This window comes from Streptomyces sp. Root1310, assembly GCF_001426425.1.
GTDB lineage: Bacteria > Actinomycetota > Actinomycetes > Streptomycetales > Streptomycetaceae > Streptomyces.
In genome coordinates, this window is record NZ_LMEQ01000030.1 from 357,298 (window position 1) to 373,587 (window position 16,290).

Genomic DNA, 16,290 nt, shown 5'->3' on the forward strand with positions numbered 1-16,290 from the left:
AAGTGCCGAGGTCCGGAGAAACCGACTAGAACCGACGAGCCCCCGTTCCGGGCCTCAGCGCCGAGCCAGCACCAGCATGCTCAGGCCGAACATCAGCACACCCAAGGGGAGATGGACCGACGGCACGTGTGCGATGCCGAGCACGACCTGGACCGAGGCGAGCACGAGGAATCCCGACGCGTACCCGACGGGCCGGGCCGGGCCGCCGCCCGGCTTCCAGGCCAGCACGGCGGCGAGCAGGTACAGCATCGAGGCCCCGTACATCACACGGGCGCCGACATCGTGCAGCGTCGCTCCGTACGACGAGGTCAGCAGCAGTCCGGCGGAAACCGCCTGGATGAAGATGGTCAGGGTCTGCAGGGCGATCGCGATCCGCAGAAACGAGGAGCCGCGCCGCGCGTTCGTCGCCGTCGCCGCCGTCACCTGAGTGGCCATGTCACAGTCCCCTTTTCCGCCCTTGGGCAGCAGGTCGATAAGGTCTCACCAGCCCGACGACACGGGGCTGCGAAAGGTAAGGCGGGGGCCATAGCATGGGGACTGTCGGGGGCGGCACGGACGCGATAGCCGGCGAGCGACGCCAACTGATCAATGTGGCCTACCGGTTGCTCGGTTCGGTGACCGAGGCCGAGGACGCCGTGCAGGACGCCTACGCACGCTGGTATGGGCTGCCCCGGAGCCGGCAGGAGGAGATTCTGTCCCCCGGCGCCTGGCTGACGACGGTGACCGGCCGCATCTGTCTGGACCTGCTCGGCTCGGCGCGGGCCCGCCGTGAACGCTATGTCGGCGCATGGCTGCCCGAGCCGCTGCCCGACCGCACCGAGTGGGCACACGCGGGCGGCGGTCCCGCCGGACCCGGTCCCACCGGCCCCGCGGATCCCGCCGACCAGATCCTCCTGGACGAATCGGTGGCCATGGCCTTCCTCGTCGTCCTGGAGTCGATGACGCCCGCCGAGCGGGTGGCGTTCGTCCTGCACGATGTCTTCCGGTACCCGTTCGCCGAGATCGCCGACGTGCTCGGCCGGACCCCCTCGGCCTGCAAGCAGCTGGCGGCCTCGGCCCGGCGGCGGGTGAGCCCCGCGGGCGCTCCGGTGCCGGCGACCGGCCGGGCCGACGTGGTGAGGCACGTCAAGAAGGCGTGGGAGAGCAAGGACATCGCGACCCTGGTCGCTCTCCTTGACCCGGCCGCCGTGATGACCGCCGACGGCGGCGGCATGGTCGGAACCGCCCTGCGCCCCGTCGAGGGCGGCGCGCGTATCGCCGAGTACATGGTCGCCATCGCCGACAAGGCTCCCGGGCTCGAACTCCTGGAGCGGTCGGTCAACGGTGTGCCGGGCCTGGTGGCCCAGCGGTCCGGTGTCGTGATGACCGTGGCCGCGTTCGACGTCTCCGACGGGCGCGTCACCCGTATCTGGGTGATCCGCAACCCGGAGAAGCTGCGGCCGTGGGCGCGGGACTGCTAGCAGTTACGACGCAGACGAACAGGGCACCGCGCGCCGCCATTGGGGCGAGGCACGCTTCGGCAGCAGCGTCGTTGACCACTGCCTGCCGATCGTCGGCCTTGCCGAGCAGCTTCGTAAGGGCATTTGACAGCCCATTCGACACAGCGATTCGCTCGGCGTCGGTGCGTGCGGCCTTGGCGTCCGCTAGTGCCGTGACCACGAATGTTCACGGTGTCGGCGGCCATGCCGTCGGCCTGCCGGTGTGGCGGTGGGAGTTCAGCCGACCTCGTTGCGGACGGCGGTGTCGAGGTCGGTGGCGGTCAGGCCGAAGGTCTCGGCGGTCTCCGTCGCGTCCATGTGGAACGGCGCGTACCACTGGTAGTCCATCTCGGCCATCTCGCGGGCGATCGGCACGATCAGCCCGGCCGTACGCGTCACGGAGCGCGGTATCCGGATGAGTTTGATCGGTGGCCGGCCTGCCGCGACGGCGTAGCGCCGCGCCAGCTCGCGAATGGTGACGGCCGGCGCGGACGGCACGTGCCAGGGTCGGCCCCACGCGCGTTCTTCCGAGGCCAGCGTGATGAGGGCCTGTGCCATGTCACCGTTGAAGGTGAAGGTGTGCGGCATATCCAGGTGGCCGGTGATCCAGGCCGCTTTTCCCTTCTGCAGGGCCGACTTGATGAGCAGGGAGTAGATGCCGTTGGCGTTCTTGCCGATGTAGTCGGAGCCGCGGACCTCGACGGTGCGGATCCCCCCGGCGAGGGCCTGTTCCCACATGCGTCTGCGCAGGCGGCCCTTGTGCCCGGTGGCGGCCATGGGGGTGTGTTCGTTCATCCGGCCGCCGGGCTGCGGACCGTAGGCGTAAAGGCTGCCGGTCAGCGCGAGGACGGCGTCGTTCGCCTTGGCGGCGGTGATGGCCGCCGTCTGCAGGGGCGGCAACAGGCGCTCCCACACCGTGTATGAGGGTGGATTGGCGCAGTGGTAGATCACTTCCGCGCCGCGGGACAGCTCGGTCAGGCGGGACGGGTCGGACGCGTCCGCGGCGACCCGGTCGACCAGCGGGTGCTCGGGGCCGGAGCCGCTGCGGGTGACGATCCGGACGCTCTCGCCGCGCTCGGCGAGCAGATGAGCGACGTTGGTACCGATGGAACCGGCACCGATGATGACGTGCTTGGCCATGACGGTTTCTCCTTCTCCGGGGTATCGGTCAGTCGTCCACGCCGGAGCCGGTATAGGTGGGTACGTCGGCGAGCATGTCGGCGATCTGCGGGTTGAGCTCGTTGCGGCGCCGGTGCAGTTCCTGGATCTTGGCGTTCAGGTCGGGGTCGTCGTCGTCACTGACGTCGAAGATCTCCAGCCGTTCGACCAGGTGCAGCCCGAGGTGGTCGGTCTGGTAGGTGGTCGGGTGCGTCAGGTAGGCGAAGAGCCCGTCGAGATGTTCGACGACGAACACCGCGCCGTACGTGTAGTCGCCGCCGTGGTCGCGGCCGACGACGAAGGACTTGATGGCGGGGTTCGACCGGCCCTGATTGCGCCAGCTCTCCAGCACCCCTTCGATCTGCTCAGGCGTCGCAGTGGCCTTCATCGTGACTCTGTTGATGTGGTAAATCATGACTTACTACCCATTCCTAACGTCGTTAGAATTCCTAACGGCGTTAACTATGACGCGCGTCGCCGACGCGGTCAAGGCGGTGACTAGTGTTCGAGGACACCATCGAAGCGAAGTGACGGACCATGCCGACCAGCACGAGACGGGCCCGCGAACGGGCGAACACCCGGGAGCGGATCATCGAGGCCGCGCTGCACGTCCTCGAGACCGAGGGCATCGCGGCCCTGACGATCCGGCGCATCGCCACCGATGTCGAATATTCCGCGCCCGTCGTCTACCAGCACTTCGCCAACAAGGACGCGCTCGTACTGGAGCTGGTCGCGCACGGTCACCGCCTGATGCTGAGCGAGTTCCGCCAAGCCGCGCAGGAGCCCGATACGGACCGGCGCATGACGCGCATTGCGTCGCAGTACGTCCGGTTCGCCGGCGAGCACCCCCACCTCTTCCAGGTCATGAACGACCCGATGGTCGACGCGGACGAACGCCGGCGCGTCGCGGAACCGGTCATCGACGTCCTCAAGGAGCTGCTCACCTCCTGGTCGGCTGCACACGACGTGGTCCTGGCCGATTTCGACCAGGCTTGTGAGATCCTCTGGGGCACGCTCTACGGCATCGCGTCGCTCAGTTACCTCGGCAGCGTCGGCAACGATCGCGCCCGCTACCTCGCCGAACAGGCGCTTCGCACTATCCTCCTCGGTTGGCGAACCGAGACGCCGGCGAACGGTCGACCGGCGAGCGGCTAGGTGCTCTGACCGCTGAGGTTCGCCGGGTTTAGAGGGGGGACCGGAGTGTTCGTCGAGATCGTCTTCGTGGGGCTGCCGATCGATCGTGACGACGTCGAGGAGGCTCTGGAGACGCCGTTCGAGCTCGACGGCGAGGTCACCGGCGCGGGCAGCGGCATGGGTCGTTGCCATCTTGACCTTGAAATCGCGGAGAGCCGGACACGACCGCGGCCCGGGAACGGCTCCGGGCGCTGCTGTCCGAACCGGAGTCGCGGACTGCGCGACGTTGAACGTCAGCGAATGATCAAGCCGCCGTCCTCGCTCGTCCGCCCCGTCGGATGCCCTCCTCCCAGCGGCTGCGGGCGCGCTCTCGACGCTGGGCGGCAAGGACGTCGGGGTGGCGGGCGTCGGCGATGTGCTGAGCCTGGTGCTCGGGACGGGCTTCAACGCGGCGTCGCTCGCGGTGGCGATCGCCGCATGGCGGCGCAGTCGGCCCGATGACCATCGCCGTCCTGCTCGCACAGACCGTCGACGCCGCCGCGGACCAACTCGGAATCGCGCACGACTGACCCTTCTCCGGGGCACGCACCTCCGCCCGCTCTCCCGCTCTTCCCTTTCCCGCCTTTCCCGCCATCGGTCCAAGCCGCCGGATACGTACCAGCGGCTTCGGCGGCACGAGACAGTGACACTCAAGTGCCGGCGTGCCCAGCCGAGTGCCGCCGTGCCCGGCGCCGGCAACCGGTCGCAGACCGCCCTCCGCGCCCTCTGTCTCCGCGTCCGCCGCCGCCTCCGCGAGGTCGCCCGGTCGGCCTGCACCGCAGACGCCGCCGCCCGCAGACCGTTCCCGCGCGCCTCCGGGGCACGGCCGGTACCGCTTGGCTCACACGGCATGACCGGCACGGCATGACCGGCACCGCACGGCCGACCTCTGGAGCCGGTGTGACGCAGGCCATAATTCCTGTCGGCCGATCTTGGAATGCGCGGGCATGCGCCACGGCTGCACTGCTTGTGGGCCTTCCCTGCGCTGGGGGGCGCACCGGGCAAGGGTGGCCGGCGCGACCGGCCACAGGAGCGGGACACGCCGTGGTCCAGCCCGCTCCGCCACAACCCGCTCCGCCGCCCGTGAAAGGTACTTCCGCTCCATGCCACTGGCCCTGCTGGCCCTTGCCCTCGTCGCGTTCGGTATCGGTACGACCGAGTTCGCCACGATGGGGCTGCTGCCCCAGATCGCCGACGGGGTCGGCGTATCCGTGCCGCACGCCGGCAACATCGTTTCCGCCTACGCGCTCGGCGTCGTCGTCGGCGCCCCGCTCCTGACGGGCATCGGCGCGCGTATCGCCCGCAAACGACTCCTGCTCCTGCTGTCCGCCCTGTTCGTGATCGGCAACGTCGCGTCCGCCGTCGCACCCGGTTTCGGCCTGCTGTTCGCCGCGCGCTTCCTGGCGGGCCTGCCCCACGGAGCACTGTTCGGTGTCGGTGCCGTCGTGGCCTCCCGGCTGGTCGCCCCGGAACGCGCCGGGCGGGCCGTGTCGAGGATGTTCCTCGGACTCACCATCGCCAACATCATCGGTGTCCCGGCCGGCACGGCTCTCGGACAGCAACTGGGCTGGCGCTACGCCTACTGCGCCGTCGCGGTCATCGGCCTCGTCGCGCTGGCCGCGCTGGCCGCCTTCGTCCCCCACCAGCCCCGCAGCAACCAGGCCGGCATCCGGCACGAACTGCGCGCCATGGGCAACCGGCAGGTCGTCCTCGGCCTGGCCACAGCCGTCGTGGGCTTCGGCGGCTTCTTCGCCGTGTACAGCTACCTGGTGCCGATCCTGACCCACCTCACGGGCCTTTCCGACTCCTCGACCACCTGGGTCCTCGCGCTCTACGGCGGTGGAATGACACTGGGCACGCTGATCGCGGGCCCGCTGACCGACCGGGCCCTGCGCCCGACGCTGTACGGAGGGCTGGCCCTGCTCGGCGCGTCGCTCGTGACGTTCTACTTCACGGTCCACAGCACCGTCCCCGCCCTGGTGACACTCGCCTTCATGGGCGCGATGGGCGCGCTGGTCACCACCCCCGTGCAGATGCTGCTCATGGCCAAGGCGAAGAACGCCCCGACGATGGCGGCGGCCTCCAACCACTCCGCCTTCAACCTGGCCAACGCCGGCGGCGCCTGGCTCGGCGGCCTGGCCATCTCGGCCGGCTGGGGCTGGGCCTCGCCCGCCCTGGTCGGCGCTGCCCTCGCCGCCGCCGGCCTCGCACTCGCCGTCCTCTCAGGACTCACCGACCGCGGGACCGGGCCCTCGGAACTGATCACGTCATCCGCGGCCGAAGCCCCGACAGAGGCCCGACAGATCCCGACCGCCTGACAACGCGTGCACGTCGGCGCGGTGCCGGGCGACGAGGCCGCAACGCGCCCTGGCTCACGGGGTCGTGAGCAACGGCGACCCGATGGCGCCCGTTCCGCACGCGTGACACCCTGACGACCGTGATCATCAGGGTGAGTGAGGCACGTATACGTCCGGGACGGTTCGAGGCATTCCGCGACATGATCGTCTCTGCGGTGCGCGAGTTCCCCGACCGCTACCCGGGGCTGCTCGACCACGAGGTGCTGCTCGCGCCGCCGGATGCGCTGCTGTACGTCAGTCGCTGGCGCAGCGAGCAGGATCTGGTCGGCTACGCCGGTGAACACTGGCGTGAGCAGCCCGTGGTTCTGCCGGGCGAGGACGAGTACCTTGCCGCACCCCTTCAGGTACGGCACTTCACGGTCGCGTCTCTGAGCTGATCCGACTGCGGGACACCGGCTGCCTTGGCATGCGCGTCTTCGCGTCCTGACTTGGCGTCGGCCCCGGACGCGAGGTAAGCCACCGGCACCGGCCGGTCGTCCGAAACGGCATGGATCGGCGGCGAAGCCGGAACCGACGCCCGTGGCCTTGTCCATTTCCACTCCAGCGCCATCACCGTCACGCACCTGGAGTGGCGCCGCCGCCCGGTCGGCCGGAGACCGTTCCCAGAGCGTGAGCCTCGCCGGGTCCGCAGCGCAGGCCACCGGTACAGCCGATGTCGCCCGGGCGCGTCCTCGAGGCGGAAGCCGGGAGCGGTGCGGCCGACGAGCGGCTGTTTGCTGCCGGGGCCGGGGTGGGGCAGGGCCAGGGCCAGGGGATGTCGTTGGCCCGCTACCGCCTGCGGAGCAGGGATGCGCGCCGCCTGCGTGGTCTCGGCCCGCAGGCTCAGGCGAGGGCGGCGACGAGCAGGGTGAAGGCGGCGATGATGACGGCGACGCGGACGTAGTGGAAGCGGTCCCAGCGGTTCATCTGCTGCTTCCAGTCGGCGGGGAGGCCGTCGGCGGTCCATGTCTTGACCCGGTTGTTGATCGGGACGAGCAGCAGGATCGACATGACCACGCTGAGGATCAGCAGCGCGGCGGCGGTGACGACGAGGCCCGCGCCGTGGTGGTGCCGTCCGGAGATGGCCCAGACCGCACTGAGGACGAGCGAGCCGATGTACCAGAACGGCATCACGGCGCCGAGCAGCCGGGCCCCGTGGGTGCGGCCGCGCAGGCCATTGTCGCCGGGGAGGCCGGCGAGGATCGGGTTGACGAAGAAGGCGACGGAGAATTCCACGCCCACCATCACCCCGACGATCACGGTGGTGAAGACCTCGATTGCGTTGAGCATGATGACCCTCCTGGGATCTAGCGCTGCTAGATGATGATGCAACGCTAGTACTGCTGCCGCTCGATTGTCTAGCGGTGCTAGGATCGATGCATGTCGGTACAGGAACGCAAGGAGCGCGAACGGGCGGCCCGCGAGCGCCTCATCGTGGCCACGGCACGCGAACTCGCGGAGCGGCAGGGCTGGGACGCGGTCACCACCCGCCAACTCGCCGAGCGCATCGAGTACAGCCAGCCCGTCCTCTACAGCCACTTCCGCGGCAAGCGCGAGATCATCGGCGCCGTCGCCCTCGAGGGCGCCGCCGAGATGGCTGCGGCGCTGCGGGCCGCGGCCTCCGCCGTGGACGGCCCGCGCGCCCGGGTCACCGCCCTCGCCCGCGCCTACCTCGACTTCGCCGAACGCAACCCCGCGGTCTACGACGCCATGTTCCAGCTCGACGGCGGTCTGGCCTTCGCGCAGGAGGACACCCCGGAGCCGCTGAAGGACGCCTTCGCCGCCCTGCTGGAGAGCCTCGCCGAGGTCGCCGGGGAGGGCGTCCACCCCGCGCTGTTCACCGAGGTGTTCTGGGCGGCCCTGCACGGGCTGGCGACCCTGACCCGGGCGGGACGGCTGCCGCCGGGAGATGTCGAGCGCAGGGTGGAGCTGCTGGTGGGCCGGCTCGCCATGGTGTGACGCGCCGTCGGGGCAGGCGGACAGCCGGGTTCTTCCGGCCCGGCTGCCCGCCCCCGGCATCGCTCCTGGTCCACGCGTCGGGGCAGTCGGGGCAGTCGGCGGGTCGACGGCCACGCCCGAAGGCGGCGGCCCGGAGGAACCGCGGCGCGTCGTGGTGCAGGCGCCGGACGAACGCCGACAGTTCGCCGGGTTCCCGGCGCGGGGGCCGGTCGGAGGGCGAACCGGAATCCGTCAAGCCGTCGGCCGACGCGCACAGCGCCCACGGGGCCGACGGTCGTGGGGCAACGGATGCTGCCCACGGCGGCTCTCCGTCGTCGGCACGATCGGTCGTGCAGGCCGCGGAGAGCCGCAGCAGCCGGAAGCGGGGCGTCCATCGGCTTCTCGAGCCGTGGTGTCGCAGTCCCGTTCCGGGGTTGTTCGCCGCAGCGCGCGTCAGGCCGCCTGGACGAGTTCGGCGCGGCCGAACAGCAAGGCATAGCCGCCCGGGAGCCGGGCGAGGACACGGCTGAGGAGGTCCTCGCCCGCGAGCTGTGCCACGACGCGCAGAACGGTGCCGGTGTCCCAACGGGTGGTGGCCATCGTGCCGCCGGTGCGGGACGCCAGGTCCTTGACGAAACCCCAACCGGTGAGGGGCTCGGTCGTGGGGATCTCGGAGGTGAACCCGACGGCCGCCTCGTGCGGCAGCCGGGCCGCGAGGGCCACCCGCTCGTCGCCCGTGAGCTGGCGCCCGAGGGCGGCCAGCACGGTGCGGACGGACTGCTCGGCCCGTGCGCGGGTGGGGTACGCGCCTTCGTACCGCACTCTTTCCAGCATCTGCTCGAACGTCATGCCCTCGGTGGACCGGCATGGCTCCAGCTGGGAAATCATCGGTGTCGCGGTCGCCTTTCTCGTCTGTGGTGATGATCTTCAGGCGGCGGCCGGGGGGTTCGCCCGTCGGCCGCCGCCGTCGGGCGGTCGGTCAAGGGGGTCAATCAAGGGGGGCGCCCAGGTTCATACGGGCCGGGAACATCCGAACAGCAGGTCGTAGCCCGCCGGGAGTTGGAGCAGTATCCGGCGGGTGAGGTCTTCGCCCGCGGCGTCCGCGGCCACGCTGAGCACCGCGCTCACGTCCCAGGCCGCGGTCCGTTCGGTGGCTCCCTCGATCCATGCCGCGGTGGCCCGCACGAACCGCTCGGGGGAGAGCGGCTCGTGCGCCTGGAGCGGATTGAGCAGCAGGAGTGCCATCCCCTCCGGCAGCCGAGCCGCCAGTTCCGCCCGTACCCCGCCCACCAAGTGGGCACCCAGGAGCGCCAGCACCGTGCGGGCCGCCCGCTCGGCTTCCTCGTCGGTCTTGTACCTGCCGCGTTCCTTGACCTGGTCCAGGAACGCCTCCCATCGCATGGCCATCGTTGCTCCCTTGCGTGTAGGGCGTGGCAGTGCAGGAGTGCGGGAGACGGTCGCGCCGCCGCGGCGGATGAGGCCGTCTCCCGTCGCGGACCCGGCTGGGACGGGACTCAGCCGCTGATCTCCTTGTGCGCGGAGCCGCCGCCGATGGCGATCTTGCGTGGCTTGGCGCGCTCGGCGATCGGGATGCGCAGGGTCAGCACCCCGGCGTCGTAGTCCGCCTTGATGTGCTCGGTGTCCAGGGTGTCGGCCAGGACGAGCTGGCGGGAGAAGACACCCAGAGGCCGCTCGGAGAGCTCCATCTGCACGTCGTCCGCCTGGGTGATGGGCCGCCGCTCGGCCCTGACGGTCAGCATGTTCCGCTCGACGTCGATATCGATCGCGTCCGCGGAGACGCCGGGCAGGTCGAGAGCGATCACGTACTCCTCGCCCTCGCGGTAGGCGTCCATCGGCACCGCCGAGGGCCGCGACCAGGTGCCGGGCGTGTGCAGGAGCTGCTGGGTGAGCCGGTCGAGCTCACGGAACGGGTCGGTGCGCATCAACATCGGGAAACACCTCCAGTGTTCGGGTCAGCGCTTTGCTGCCAATGCGTTTCACCTGCCTTCGTTGTAACATGTCATCCAAACGATGACAAGCAGAGTGTCGTCGAAGTGATGACACGGCTGGAGGCTCCGTGACACAAGACGATCAGCCCACCCCGCGCACCCAGGGCCTCACCCCCACGTCCTTCCTCGCCGCCGCGGCCCTGAACACGATCCGCGATGCCCTGCACACCGCCCGGACTTCCCGGGACGCGGAGCAACCCGAATCCGCCCGGACCAGCGCCGAGCAGGCGCTCGCCGCGCTCCTGCTGCTCCGCGAAGTGCGCGATCAGCTCGCCGAATGGGAACCGGGCCTGATCGAAGAAGCCCGGGAAGCGGGCACCAGCTGGGCCGACCTCGCCCACCCCCTCGGCGTATCCAGCCGCCAGGCCGCCGAACGCCGCTACCTGCGCGTACGCCCCGGGACCCCGGGCTCCACCGGCGAGCAGCGCGTACAGGCCACCCGCAACCGCCGCGCCGCCGACCGCACCGTCACAACCTGGGCCCGCGCCAACGCCGCGGACCTGCGCCGGCTCGCCGGACAGATCACCGCCCTCACCGACCTCCCCGCCGCCGCCCGCACCCCTCTGGCCGAGCTCACCGCGGCCCTCGCCGACAACGACGCCGCCGCCCTCGTCAGCCCCCTCACGGGAACCCACACGTATCTGGCATCCGGTCATCCCGACCTCGCGGCACGCGTCGACGACGTCGCCCGCCACACCGACCGGCTCCGTCGGAACAGCGGCGACCAGCGCCGGGAACCCCCGACGCCTCCCAGTCCCTGAGCACGGCCGGTGGCTCGACCCGTTCGTCCGGCATCCGACATCCGGCATCCGGCATCCGGCATCCGACGGCCGACGGCCGACGGCCCTGTGCGGCCGGAGGGGCCGGGCGCCGCTCCATACCGCGGAGGACGCCGACGACCGCAGGGTGGAGAGCCGTCCACGGAGCCGGCCTTTCGATCGTGTGATCTCGTTCGCGGCTCAGGAGAAGCGGGTACCCGGAGCCGGCACAGCACATCGGACAGGGGCTGAGGTGATCGCCATGACAGACACCGCTACCAGCAGCTCCGGCGCGACGGGCCGAGCCGATGCCGGAGTGAGCACGTTGAAAGGCCGTACCGGGGCCGGGGCTCCGGCGCAGACCCGGGGACAGACCACTGTCGCGGACGGCGTGGTGGCCAAGATCGCAGGGATGGCCGCCCGTGAGGTGCCGGGCATCCACAACCTCGGCGGAGGCGTGGCCCGCGCCTTCGGCGCCATGAGGGAACGGGTCCCCGGCGGCAGCGGAGGCATCACGCGAGGGGTGAAGGTCGAGGTGGGGGAGCGCCAGGCCGCCGTCGACCTGGACATCGTCGTCGAGTACGGCGTCTCCATCACCGACGTGGCCGGTGACGTGCGCTCCAACGTCATCGGCGCCGTGGAACGGATGACGGGTTTGGAGGTCGTCGAGGTGAACATCGCCGTCGGTGACGTCCACCTGCCCGACGAGGAGGAGGAGTCCGCACCCGACGAGAACCGGGTGAGGTGAGTCCCCCGCGCCGTGGCCGGCCGACGCCAACCGGTGACCAGGCCCCGGTGCAGGAGAAGAACTCCTCCCCTGGGGGAGTTCGGGTTTCGACCGTGGGCGGATGACGGGGAGATCACCACCCCGGAAGCTTCGGGCATGACTTCTTCACGAACATGCTTCGGAGACCCGGCAGCCCTCAGGGTCGAAGGGCTGACCAAGCGTTATGGCCGGAGAAACGGCAGTCGATGACCTGTCGTTCACGGTCGGATCCGGAAGGGTGACGGGGTTCTTCGGCCCGAACGGGGCAGGGAAGGCCACCGCGCTCAAGGTCCGCGTCGGACTGGCGCGGCCGACTTCGGGGCGTAGCCATGACCCGGTACGTGCTGCACGCGCCGTACGCCCTGGTGCGGCCCTTCTCACCTCCCTGGCGTGTCCCGCGCCGAAGCGGGCAGTCGGTCGAGAGCAGACAAGGTCATGTCCTTGCTGTGGCACGCAAGGTGCATCCGTCTCGAACCTCCAGGGAGTCCTTCCATGATCATCGTTGGTGTCATCGCCTTTTGTGTAGTCCTTGCCGTACTCGCCTTCGTCGTCCCGCGACTGAGCCGGCACCCTCAGAACGGCGCCCAGCGCACCCTGGGCCTGGGGTCCCGGGCAGGCTCCAAGGCCCCTGGCCCGCTGGGGCGCCTGCTGAGCAAGCCCTTCCAGTCCAGCTCGCGAGCCGTGGGCCGCAGCGGCTCCGCCGGCCGTCGCGCCCGCGGACGCCTGCCCTTCTGACCGGCGGGAGGCGCGGTGTACCGCCGCAGCATGTTCGACGTACGCCGCACCGGCAAGGTGCGCCCGCCCCGTGACAGCCGGAACGACCGGAACGGCTGTGACGTGCCGTGACGGAACGTACGCGTGGGGTTGTGCTTCGCTTACGATGACGCGGTGAAGTTCGTGATGGTGCCAGGGGGTTGGCAGGGCGGGTGGGCGTTCGACGAGGTGGCGGCCGAGCTGCACCGCGACGGTCACCAGGTCGAGGCGGTGACCCTGGCGGGGCTGGAGCCGGACGGCCCGGTCGACGTGGACCGGCCGCCGAATCTCGACACCCACATCGACCAGGTGGCCGAGATCATCGACCGCGGTGGTGAAACACCCCTCGCGCTGTGCGGGCACAGCTACGGCGGGATGGTGATCGCCGGGGTCGCGGACCGGCTCGGTGACCGGCTCGATCAGCTCGTCTTCATCGACGCCTACGTCCCTCAGGACGGTGATTCGTGCTGGTCCCTGACCAGTGACCGGTTCCGGCAGCTGTTCATGGCCGGCGCCCGCGACGACGGCCGCTGGGTGGCGGTCCCCTGCGGGGCCGACCCGCGCGCGCGACCGCACCCGCTGGCGAGCTTCCTTCAGTCGCTCAGGCTGCGCAGCGGCCCCGGACGCGCCGTCCGGCGCACGTTCATCAGCGGTGGCGCGTGGCCGGACAGCCCTTTCGTGGCCGTGACCGAACGGCTGCGCCACGACTCGGGCTGGCGGGTGCACGAGATTCCCGTCGGCCACAACATCGCCCGTCACGACCCGGGCGGTCTCGCGGCAGTTCTCGGGGCGCTCCCTCCGGCCGGCGGGAGCGCGTGACGCCGAAGCACGGCCCTGCCGGGGACCGGTGCCCGGCACGCCACTGCCGGGCACGTGGGTCACTCGCGGGCGGTCGCGGTGGTGCTCATGTCCGTGTAACGCGTGCCGGCCACCTGCGCCGCCAGTGGTTCGAGCGCGCCGAGGTCGGCCTCGGACAGCGTGAGCGCGGCCGCCGCGGCGTTCTCCCGCAGCCGGGCGGACCTGCGGGAGCCGGGTATGGGGAGGACGGTGAGGCCGTGGACGCGGGACTGCCGGTGCAGCCAGGCCAGCGCGATCTGTGCGGGCGTCGCGGCGTGGTCCGCGGCGATCGCGCGGACCGTGTCGAGGAGCGCGTGGTTGGTGCGGGCGTGCTCGCCGGTGAACCGGGGCATCGTCAACCGGGCGTCGTCCGGGCTCAGTTCGCTGGTGTCGTGGAGCGCGCCGGTGAGCAGGCCGCGGCCGAGCGGCGAGTACGCGACGAACGCCACGCCGAGTTCCGCGGCCGCGGGGACCGCCGACGTCTCGACGTCGCGGCTGAAGAGCGACCACTCGGACTGCAGCGCGGTGATCGGGTGGACGGCGTGCGCCGTGCGTAGTTCGGGGCCGGTCACCTCGCAGAGCCCCAGGTGGCGGACCTTGCCCTCCTGGACGAGCTCCGCCATCGCGCCGACGGTCTCCTCCAGGGGGACCGAGGGGTCGCGGCGGTGCGCGTAGTACAGGTCGATTGTGTCGATGCCGAGGCGCTTCAGGCTCGCGTCGGCGCACCGGCGAACGTAGGCGCGGTCGCCGCGGACCTGGTTCCAGGTCCGCCGGCCCGGCTGCCGCACGATGCCGAACTTCGTGGCGAGGAAGACCCGTTCGCGGTCGGCGCGCACGAAGCGGCCGAGAAGCACCTCGTTCTCGCCGTGTCCGTACAGGTCGGCGGTGTCGAACATGGTGACGCCCGCGTCGAGGGCGGCCCGGAGGGTCTCCTGCGCCTGGGGCTGTGCGCTGGGTCCGTAGAACTCGCTGAAGCCCATGCAGCCGAGGCCCTGGGCGCCTACTGACGGACCGCCGGTGCCGAGCGGGACGAGCGGGAGGGTGAGGGCAGACATGGGAAGGGCTCTCCTTGTGCGGCGGTGGGCGGCCGGGAGGGCGCGGACATCACGCGTGGCCGGGGAGAACGACGTCGATGATCTCCTGTACACGATCGGTGAGATCCTCACGATTGCGCTGGACCCAGGAGATGTGCTGGCTGCCGAAGAACGCGGCGACGATGACCCGGGCCATGGAGGCGATGTCGGTGGTGGTCCGCAACGTGCCCTCGTCCTGGGCCTGTGCCAGCAGCTCGGTGATGAGCTGGGTGAACTCGCTGAACGGCGTCGGCATGTCGGCGTCGACCAGGTTCCGCTCGATCTGCAGCCGCGCACCGGCCTGCATCACCGGGTTGTCCCGCAGGGCGACCGCGGTCTGCAGGAGGAGCTCGGCGACCGCGTCGAGCGGCGGAAGCCGCCTGGCCGTGACGGACTCGGCAATGGCGGGCAGTTGTGTGTAGAACTCCTCGGTGACCGCGACGGCCACCGCCTCCTTGTTGGTGAAATGGAAGTAGACGGCTCCCTTGGTCACCTCGGCGCGGTCGGCGATGTCCTGGAGTGTGACGGCGGGAAATCCCTTTTCGGCGAAGGCCGCGGCGGCGGCGTCGAGGAGCTGCCTCCGGGTGCGGCCGGCCCGTTCCTGCTTGAGTTCCCGCGGGGGTGCGGCCTTGGCTCCGGCTGCCCGGAGGTCGCTCTTCAGGTTGCTCATGATTCCTCTTCCGTACGCTTCGACGGTGCCTGGCGCGCATGCCCCGCACGAGATGGTTCCCTTGCAAGATACCTCTGCGAAGGTATATTTTCACGGCGCACCACCACGGTATTCCCGAACCCAATGGGGGAGAGACCATGGACCAGTTGTACGAACTGTCGACCAGGGTCCCAGGCGAACCGGGCACGGCAGTAGTGGATGCCTCTCTGAAGTTTCTTCAACCAGTCTCCCGACAGCTCGTCCACCGGGCCGCGGTGGCGGAGGTCTTCATCACGGACGCCCTGCAGGTGAGCGAGGGCCGGTTCCTCGTGGGAGCCCAGTGGCCTCGGGATCACGCACTGTACTATCCCGACGCGCAGGGCATGTCGGACCCGCTGCTGCTGACCGAGACGGTGCGCCAGGCCTTGGTCTACCTGGCGCACGAGTACTGCGGGATCCCGCTGGGACACCGCTTCGTCGGCAGCGACACCTACTTCGAGATCACGGACCACGAGGCGCTGCTGGTCGGCGACACCCCGCTGCACCTCACCCTGGACGCCCGCTGGTCGTGGGTGGCGAACAGGCCGCCCCGGCGCTTCGGTATGCGGGTGGACGCGGTGGTGTCCGTGGCCGGGCGCGAGTGCGCCCGGGCCGGGCTGAGCGTCTACGCCGTCGACGAGAGGCTGTATCAGCGCCTCCGGTGGCAGGGGACGCAGGGGCAGGTCCGTGACGAGGCCGTCCGCGCCGGGCAGTCCGCCGCAACTCGCCTGCCGGCGGCCGACGTCGGCCGACTGCGCGCCAAGGACAGCGTGTTGGGCCGCACGGAGGCGGGGGAGTGGCGGCTGCTGGTCGATCTGCACCACGCGGTGCTCTTCGACCACCCCGGGGACCACATACCGCTGATGGTCACGCTGGAAGGCGCCCGTCAGCTGGGCCACCGCCTGGCCCACCGCCGCCACGACGCTCCCGCGGGAGCGGTACTGCGCTCCGTCCGGATGGACTGCCCGGCCTTCGCCGACCTCGACGAACCGGTGCGGCTGTGCGCCCGGTTGCAGCCGCCGGCCACCGCGTCGGACGTCACCGGGCTGTGCATCACGGCCGTACAGCGGGAGGAGACCGTCGCCACGGTCACCATGGAGTGGCTGCCCCGAGTCCTGCCCGCCGCGCCCGAGGAGGTCGCCTTCTCCCGTGGCGCCGTCGGCTCCACCGCGGCGGTGTAGCGGTGAGCGCGGACCGGCGGGCCTCCCTCGGCCGCGGGAGCGGTCCCCGATGTACGGGTGAACCAAGACCCCACCGCGCCCGGTGAGTTGGGCGGACCACGCCGGGAGTCGTGCGGACCACGTCGGCCGGCCGGCGCCCGGA

At 70.8% G+C, this 16,290-nt stretch carries 19 protein-coding genes and 2 pseudogenes; 12 read left to right on the plus strand and 9 right to left on the minus strand.

Annotation, left to right across the window (positions count from 1 at the left end):
• Positions 1-54: 54 nt before the first annotated feature.
• Positions 55-435 (minus strand): hypothetical protein, encoded by a 381-nt coding sequence (locus ASD48_RS28825; RefSeq protein ID WP_057604668.1) that lies wholly within the window; start codon positions 433-435, stop codon positions 55-57.
• A 95-nt stretch (positions 436-530) separates the two neighbouring features.
• On the opposite strand from ASD48_RS28825, the gene sigJ reads away from it, so the two are divergent.
• Positions 531-1,460 (plus strand): RNA polymerase sigma factor SigJ, encoded by a 930-nt coding sequence (sigJ, locus tag ASD48_RS28830; RefSeq protein WP_057604670.1) that lies wholly within the window; start codon positions 531-533, stop codon positions 1,458-1,460.
• 255 nt (positions 1,461-1,715) lie between these two features.
• Here the strand turns inward: sigJ and ASD48_RS28835 are convergent, their stop codons facing one another.
• The gene (locus ASD48_RS28835; protein ID WP_057604672.1) at positions 1,716-2,618 is read right to left on the minus strand and encodes an SDR family oxidoreductase; all 903 of its coding nucleotides are present in this window, start codon (positions 2,616-2,618) and stop codon (positions 1,716-1,718) included.
• A 28-nt stretch (positions 2,619-2,646) separates the two neighbouring features.
• Positions 2,647-3,051, minus strand: coding sequence for a Dabb family protein (locus tag ASD48_RS28840; protein ID WP_057604673.1), 405 nt, complete (start codon positions 3,049-3,051; stop codon positions 2,647-2,649).
• A 122-nt stretch (positions 3,052-3,173) separates the two neighbouring features.
• On the opposite strand from ASD48_RS28840, the gene ASD48_RS28845 reads away from it, so the two are divergent.
• The 4 genes and pseudogenes from ASD48_RS28845 to ASD48_RS28855 all read left to right on the plus strand — a co-directional run bounded on the left by ASD48_RS28845 (position 3,174) and on the right by ASD48_RS28855 (position 6,543).
• On the plus strand, positions 3,174-3,791 hold the full coding sequence (locus ASD48_RS28845; protein WP_057604674.1) for a TetR/AcrR family transcriptional regulator: 618 nt from the start codon (positions 3,174-3,176) through the stop codon (positions 3,789-3,791).
• 434 nt (positions 3,792-4,225) lie between these two features.
• A pseudogene (locus ASD48_RS43730) lies at positions 4,226-4,339 on the plus strand (bifunctional 5,10-methylene-tetrahydrofolate dehydrogenase/5,10-methylene-tetrahydrofolate cyclohydrolase); the annotation flags it as partial.
• A 573-nt stretch (positions 4,340-4,912) separates the two neighbouring features.
• Complete coding sequence (locus tag ASD48_RS28850) at positions 4,913-6,127, plus strand: MFS transporter (protein WP_057604675.1); 1,215 nt, start codon at positions 4,913-4,915, stop codon at positions 6,125-6,127.
• A gap of 131 nt (positions 6,128-6,258) precedes the next feature.
• A complete protein-coding gene (locus ASD48_RS28855) occupies positions 6,259-6,543 on the plus strand; it encodes an antibiotic biosynthesis monooxygenase (protein WP_282438352.1) in 285 nt (94 codons plus the stop codon).
• 445 nt (positions 6,544-6,988) lie between these two features.
• On the opposite strand, the gene ASD48_RS28865 is transcribed toward ASD48_RS28855, so the two are convergent.
• Positions 6,989-7,435 carry a DUF1772 domain-containing protein gene (locus tag ASD48_RS28865; protein ID WP_057604678.1) on the minus strand — a complete coding sequence of 149 codons (447 nt, stop codon included), beginning with the start codon at positions 7,433-7,435 and terminating at the stop codon, positions 6,989-6,991.
• Between the two features lie 90 nt (positions 7,436-7,525).
• Between ASD48_RS28865 and ASD48_RS28870 the strand changes: the two genes are divergently transcribed.
• Positions 7,526-8,104: a TetR/AcrR family transcriptional regulator gene (locus tag ASD48_RS28870; RefSeq protein WP_057604679.1), complete on the plus strand. Its 579-nt coding sequence runs from the start codon at positions 7,526-7,528 to the stop codon at positions 8,102-8,104.
• Positions 8,105-8,536: 432 nt separating this feature from the next.
• On the opposite strand, the gene ASD48_RS28875 is transcribed toward ASD48_RS28870, so the two are convergent.
• From ASD48_RS28875 to ASD48_RS28885, 3 genes are all read right to left on the minus strand, one after another.
• The gene (locus ASD48_RS28875; RefSeq protein WP_242432762.1) at positions 8,537-8,932 is read right to left on the minus strand and encodes a DUF2267 domain-containing protein; all 396 of its coding nucleotides are present in this window, start codon (positions 8,930-8,932) and stop codon (positions 8,537-8,539) included.
• Between the two features lie 162 nt (positions 8,933-9,094).
• Positions 9,095-9,490: a DUF2267 domain-containing protein gene (locus ASD48_RS28880; protein ID WP_057604681.1), complete on the minus strand. Its 396-nt coding sequence runs from the start codon at positions 9,488-9,490 to the stop codon at positions 9,095-9,097.
• A gap of 107 nt (positions 9,491-9,597) precedes the next feature.
• Entirely contained in the window at positions 9,598-10,032 is a 435-nt protein-coding gene (locus ASD48_RS28885; protein ID WP_057604682.1) for an Hsp20/alpha crystallin family protein, read from the minus strand.
• A gap of 128 nt (positions 10,033-10,160) precedes the next feature.
• Between ASD48_RS28885 and ASD48_RS28890 the strand changes: the two genes are divergently transcribed.
• The 5 genes and pseudogenes from ASD48_RS28890 (at position 10,161) to ASD48_RS28900 (ending at position 13,188) form a co-directional block, all read left to right on the plus strand.
• Positions 10,161-10,853, plus strand: a complete 693-nt coding sequence (locus tag ASD48_RS28890) for a hypothetical protein (RefSeq protein WP_057604683.1) — start codon at positions 10,161-10,163, stop codon at positions 10,851-10,853.
• Between the two features lie 259 nt (positions 10,854-11,112).
• A complete protein-coding gene (locus ASD48_RS28895) occupies positions 11,113-11,598 on the plus strand; it encodes an Asp23/Gls24 family envelope stress response protein (protein ID WP_057605032.1) in 486 nt (161 codons plus the stop codon).
• 135 nt (positions 11,599-11,733) lie between these two features.
• Positions 11,734-11,944 (plus strand): annotated as a pseudogene (locus ASD48_RS43735) (ATP-binding cassette domain-containing protein); the annotation flags it as partial.
• 164 nt (positions 11,945-12,108) lie between these two features.
• A complete protein-coding gene (locus ASD48_RS42555) occupies positions 12,109-12,351 on the plus strand; it encodes a DUF6411 family protein (protein WP_079074022.1) in 243 nt (80 codons plus the stop codon).
• A gap of 153 nt (positions 12,352-12,504) precedes the next feature.
• Complete coding sequence (locus ASD48_RS28900) at positions 12,505-13,188, plus strand: alpha/beta hydrolase (RefSeq protein WP_242432763.1); 684 nt, start codon at positions 12,505-12,507, stop codon at positions 13,186-13,188.
• Between the two features lie 59 nt (positions 13,189-13,247).
• On the opposite strand, the gene ASD48_RS28905 is transcribed toward ASD48_RS28900, so the two are convergent.
• Positions 13,248-14,261, minus strand: coding sequence for an aldo/keto reductase (locus tag ASD48_RS28905; protein ID WP_057604684.1), 1,014 nt, complete (start codon positions 14,259-14,261; stop codon positions 13,248-13,250).
• Between the two features lie 49 nt (positions 14,262-14,310).
• Positions 14,311-14,949, minus strand: a complete 639-nt coding sequence (locus ASD48_RS28910; RefSeq protein WP_057604685.1) for a ScbR family autoregulator-binding transcription factor — start codon at positions 14,947-14,949, stop codon at positions 14,311-14,313.
• Positions 14,950-15,086: 137 nt separating this feature from the next.
• On the opposite strand from ASD48_RS28910, the gene ASD48_RS28915 reads away from it, so the two are divergent.
• On the plus strand, positions 15,087-16,148 hold the full coding sequence (locus tag ASD48_RS28915) for a ScbA/BarX family gamma-butyrolactone biosynthesis protein (RefSeq protein ID WP_079074023.1): 1,062 nt from the start codon (positions 15,087-15,089) through the stop codon (positions 16,146-16,148).
• The last annotated feature ends 142 nt before the right edge of the window (positions 16,149-16,290 follow it).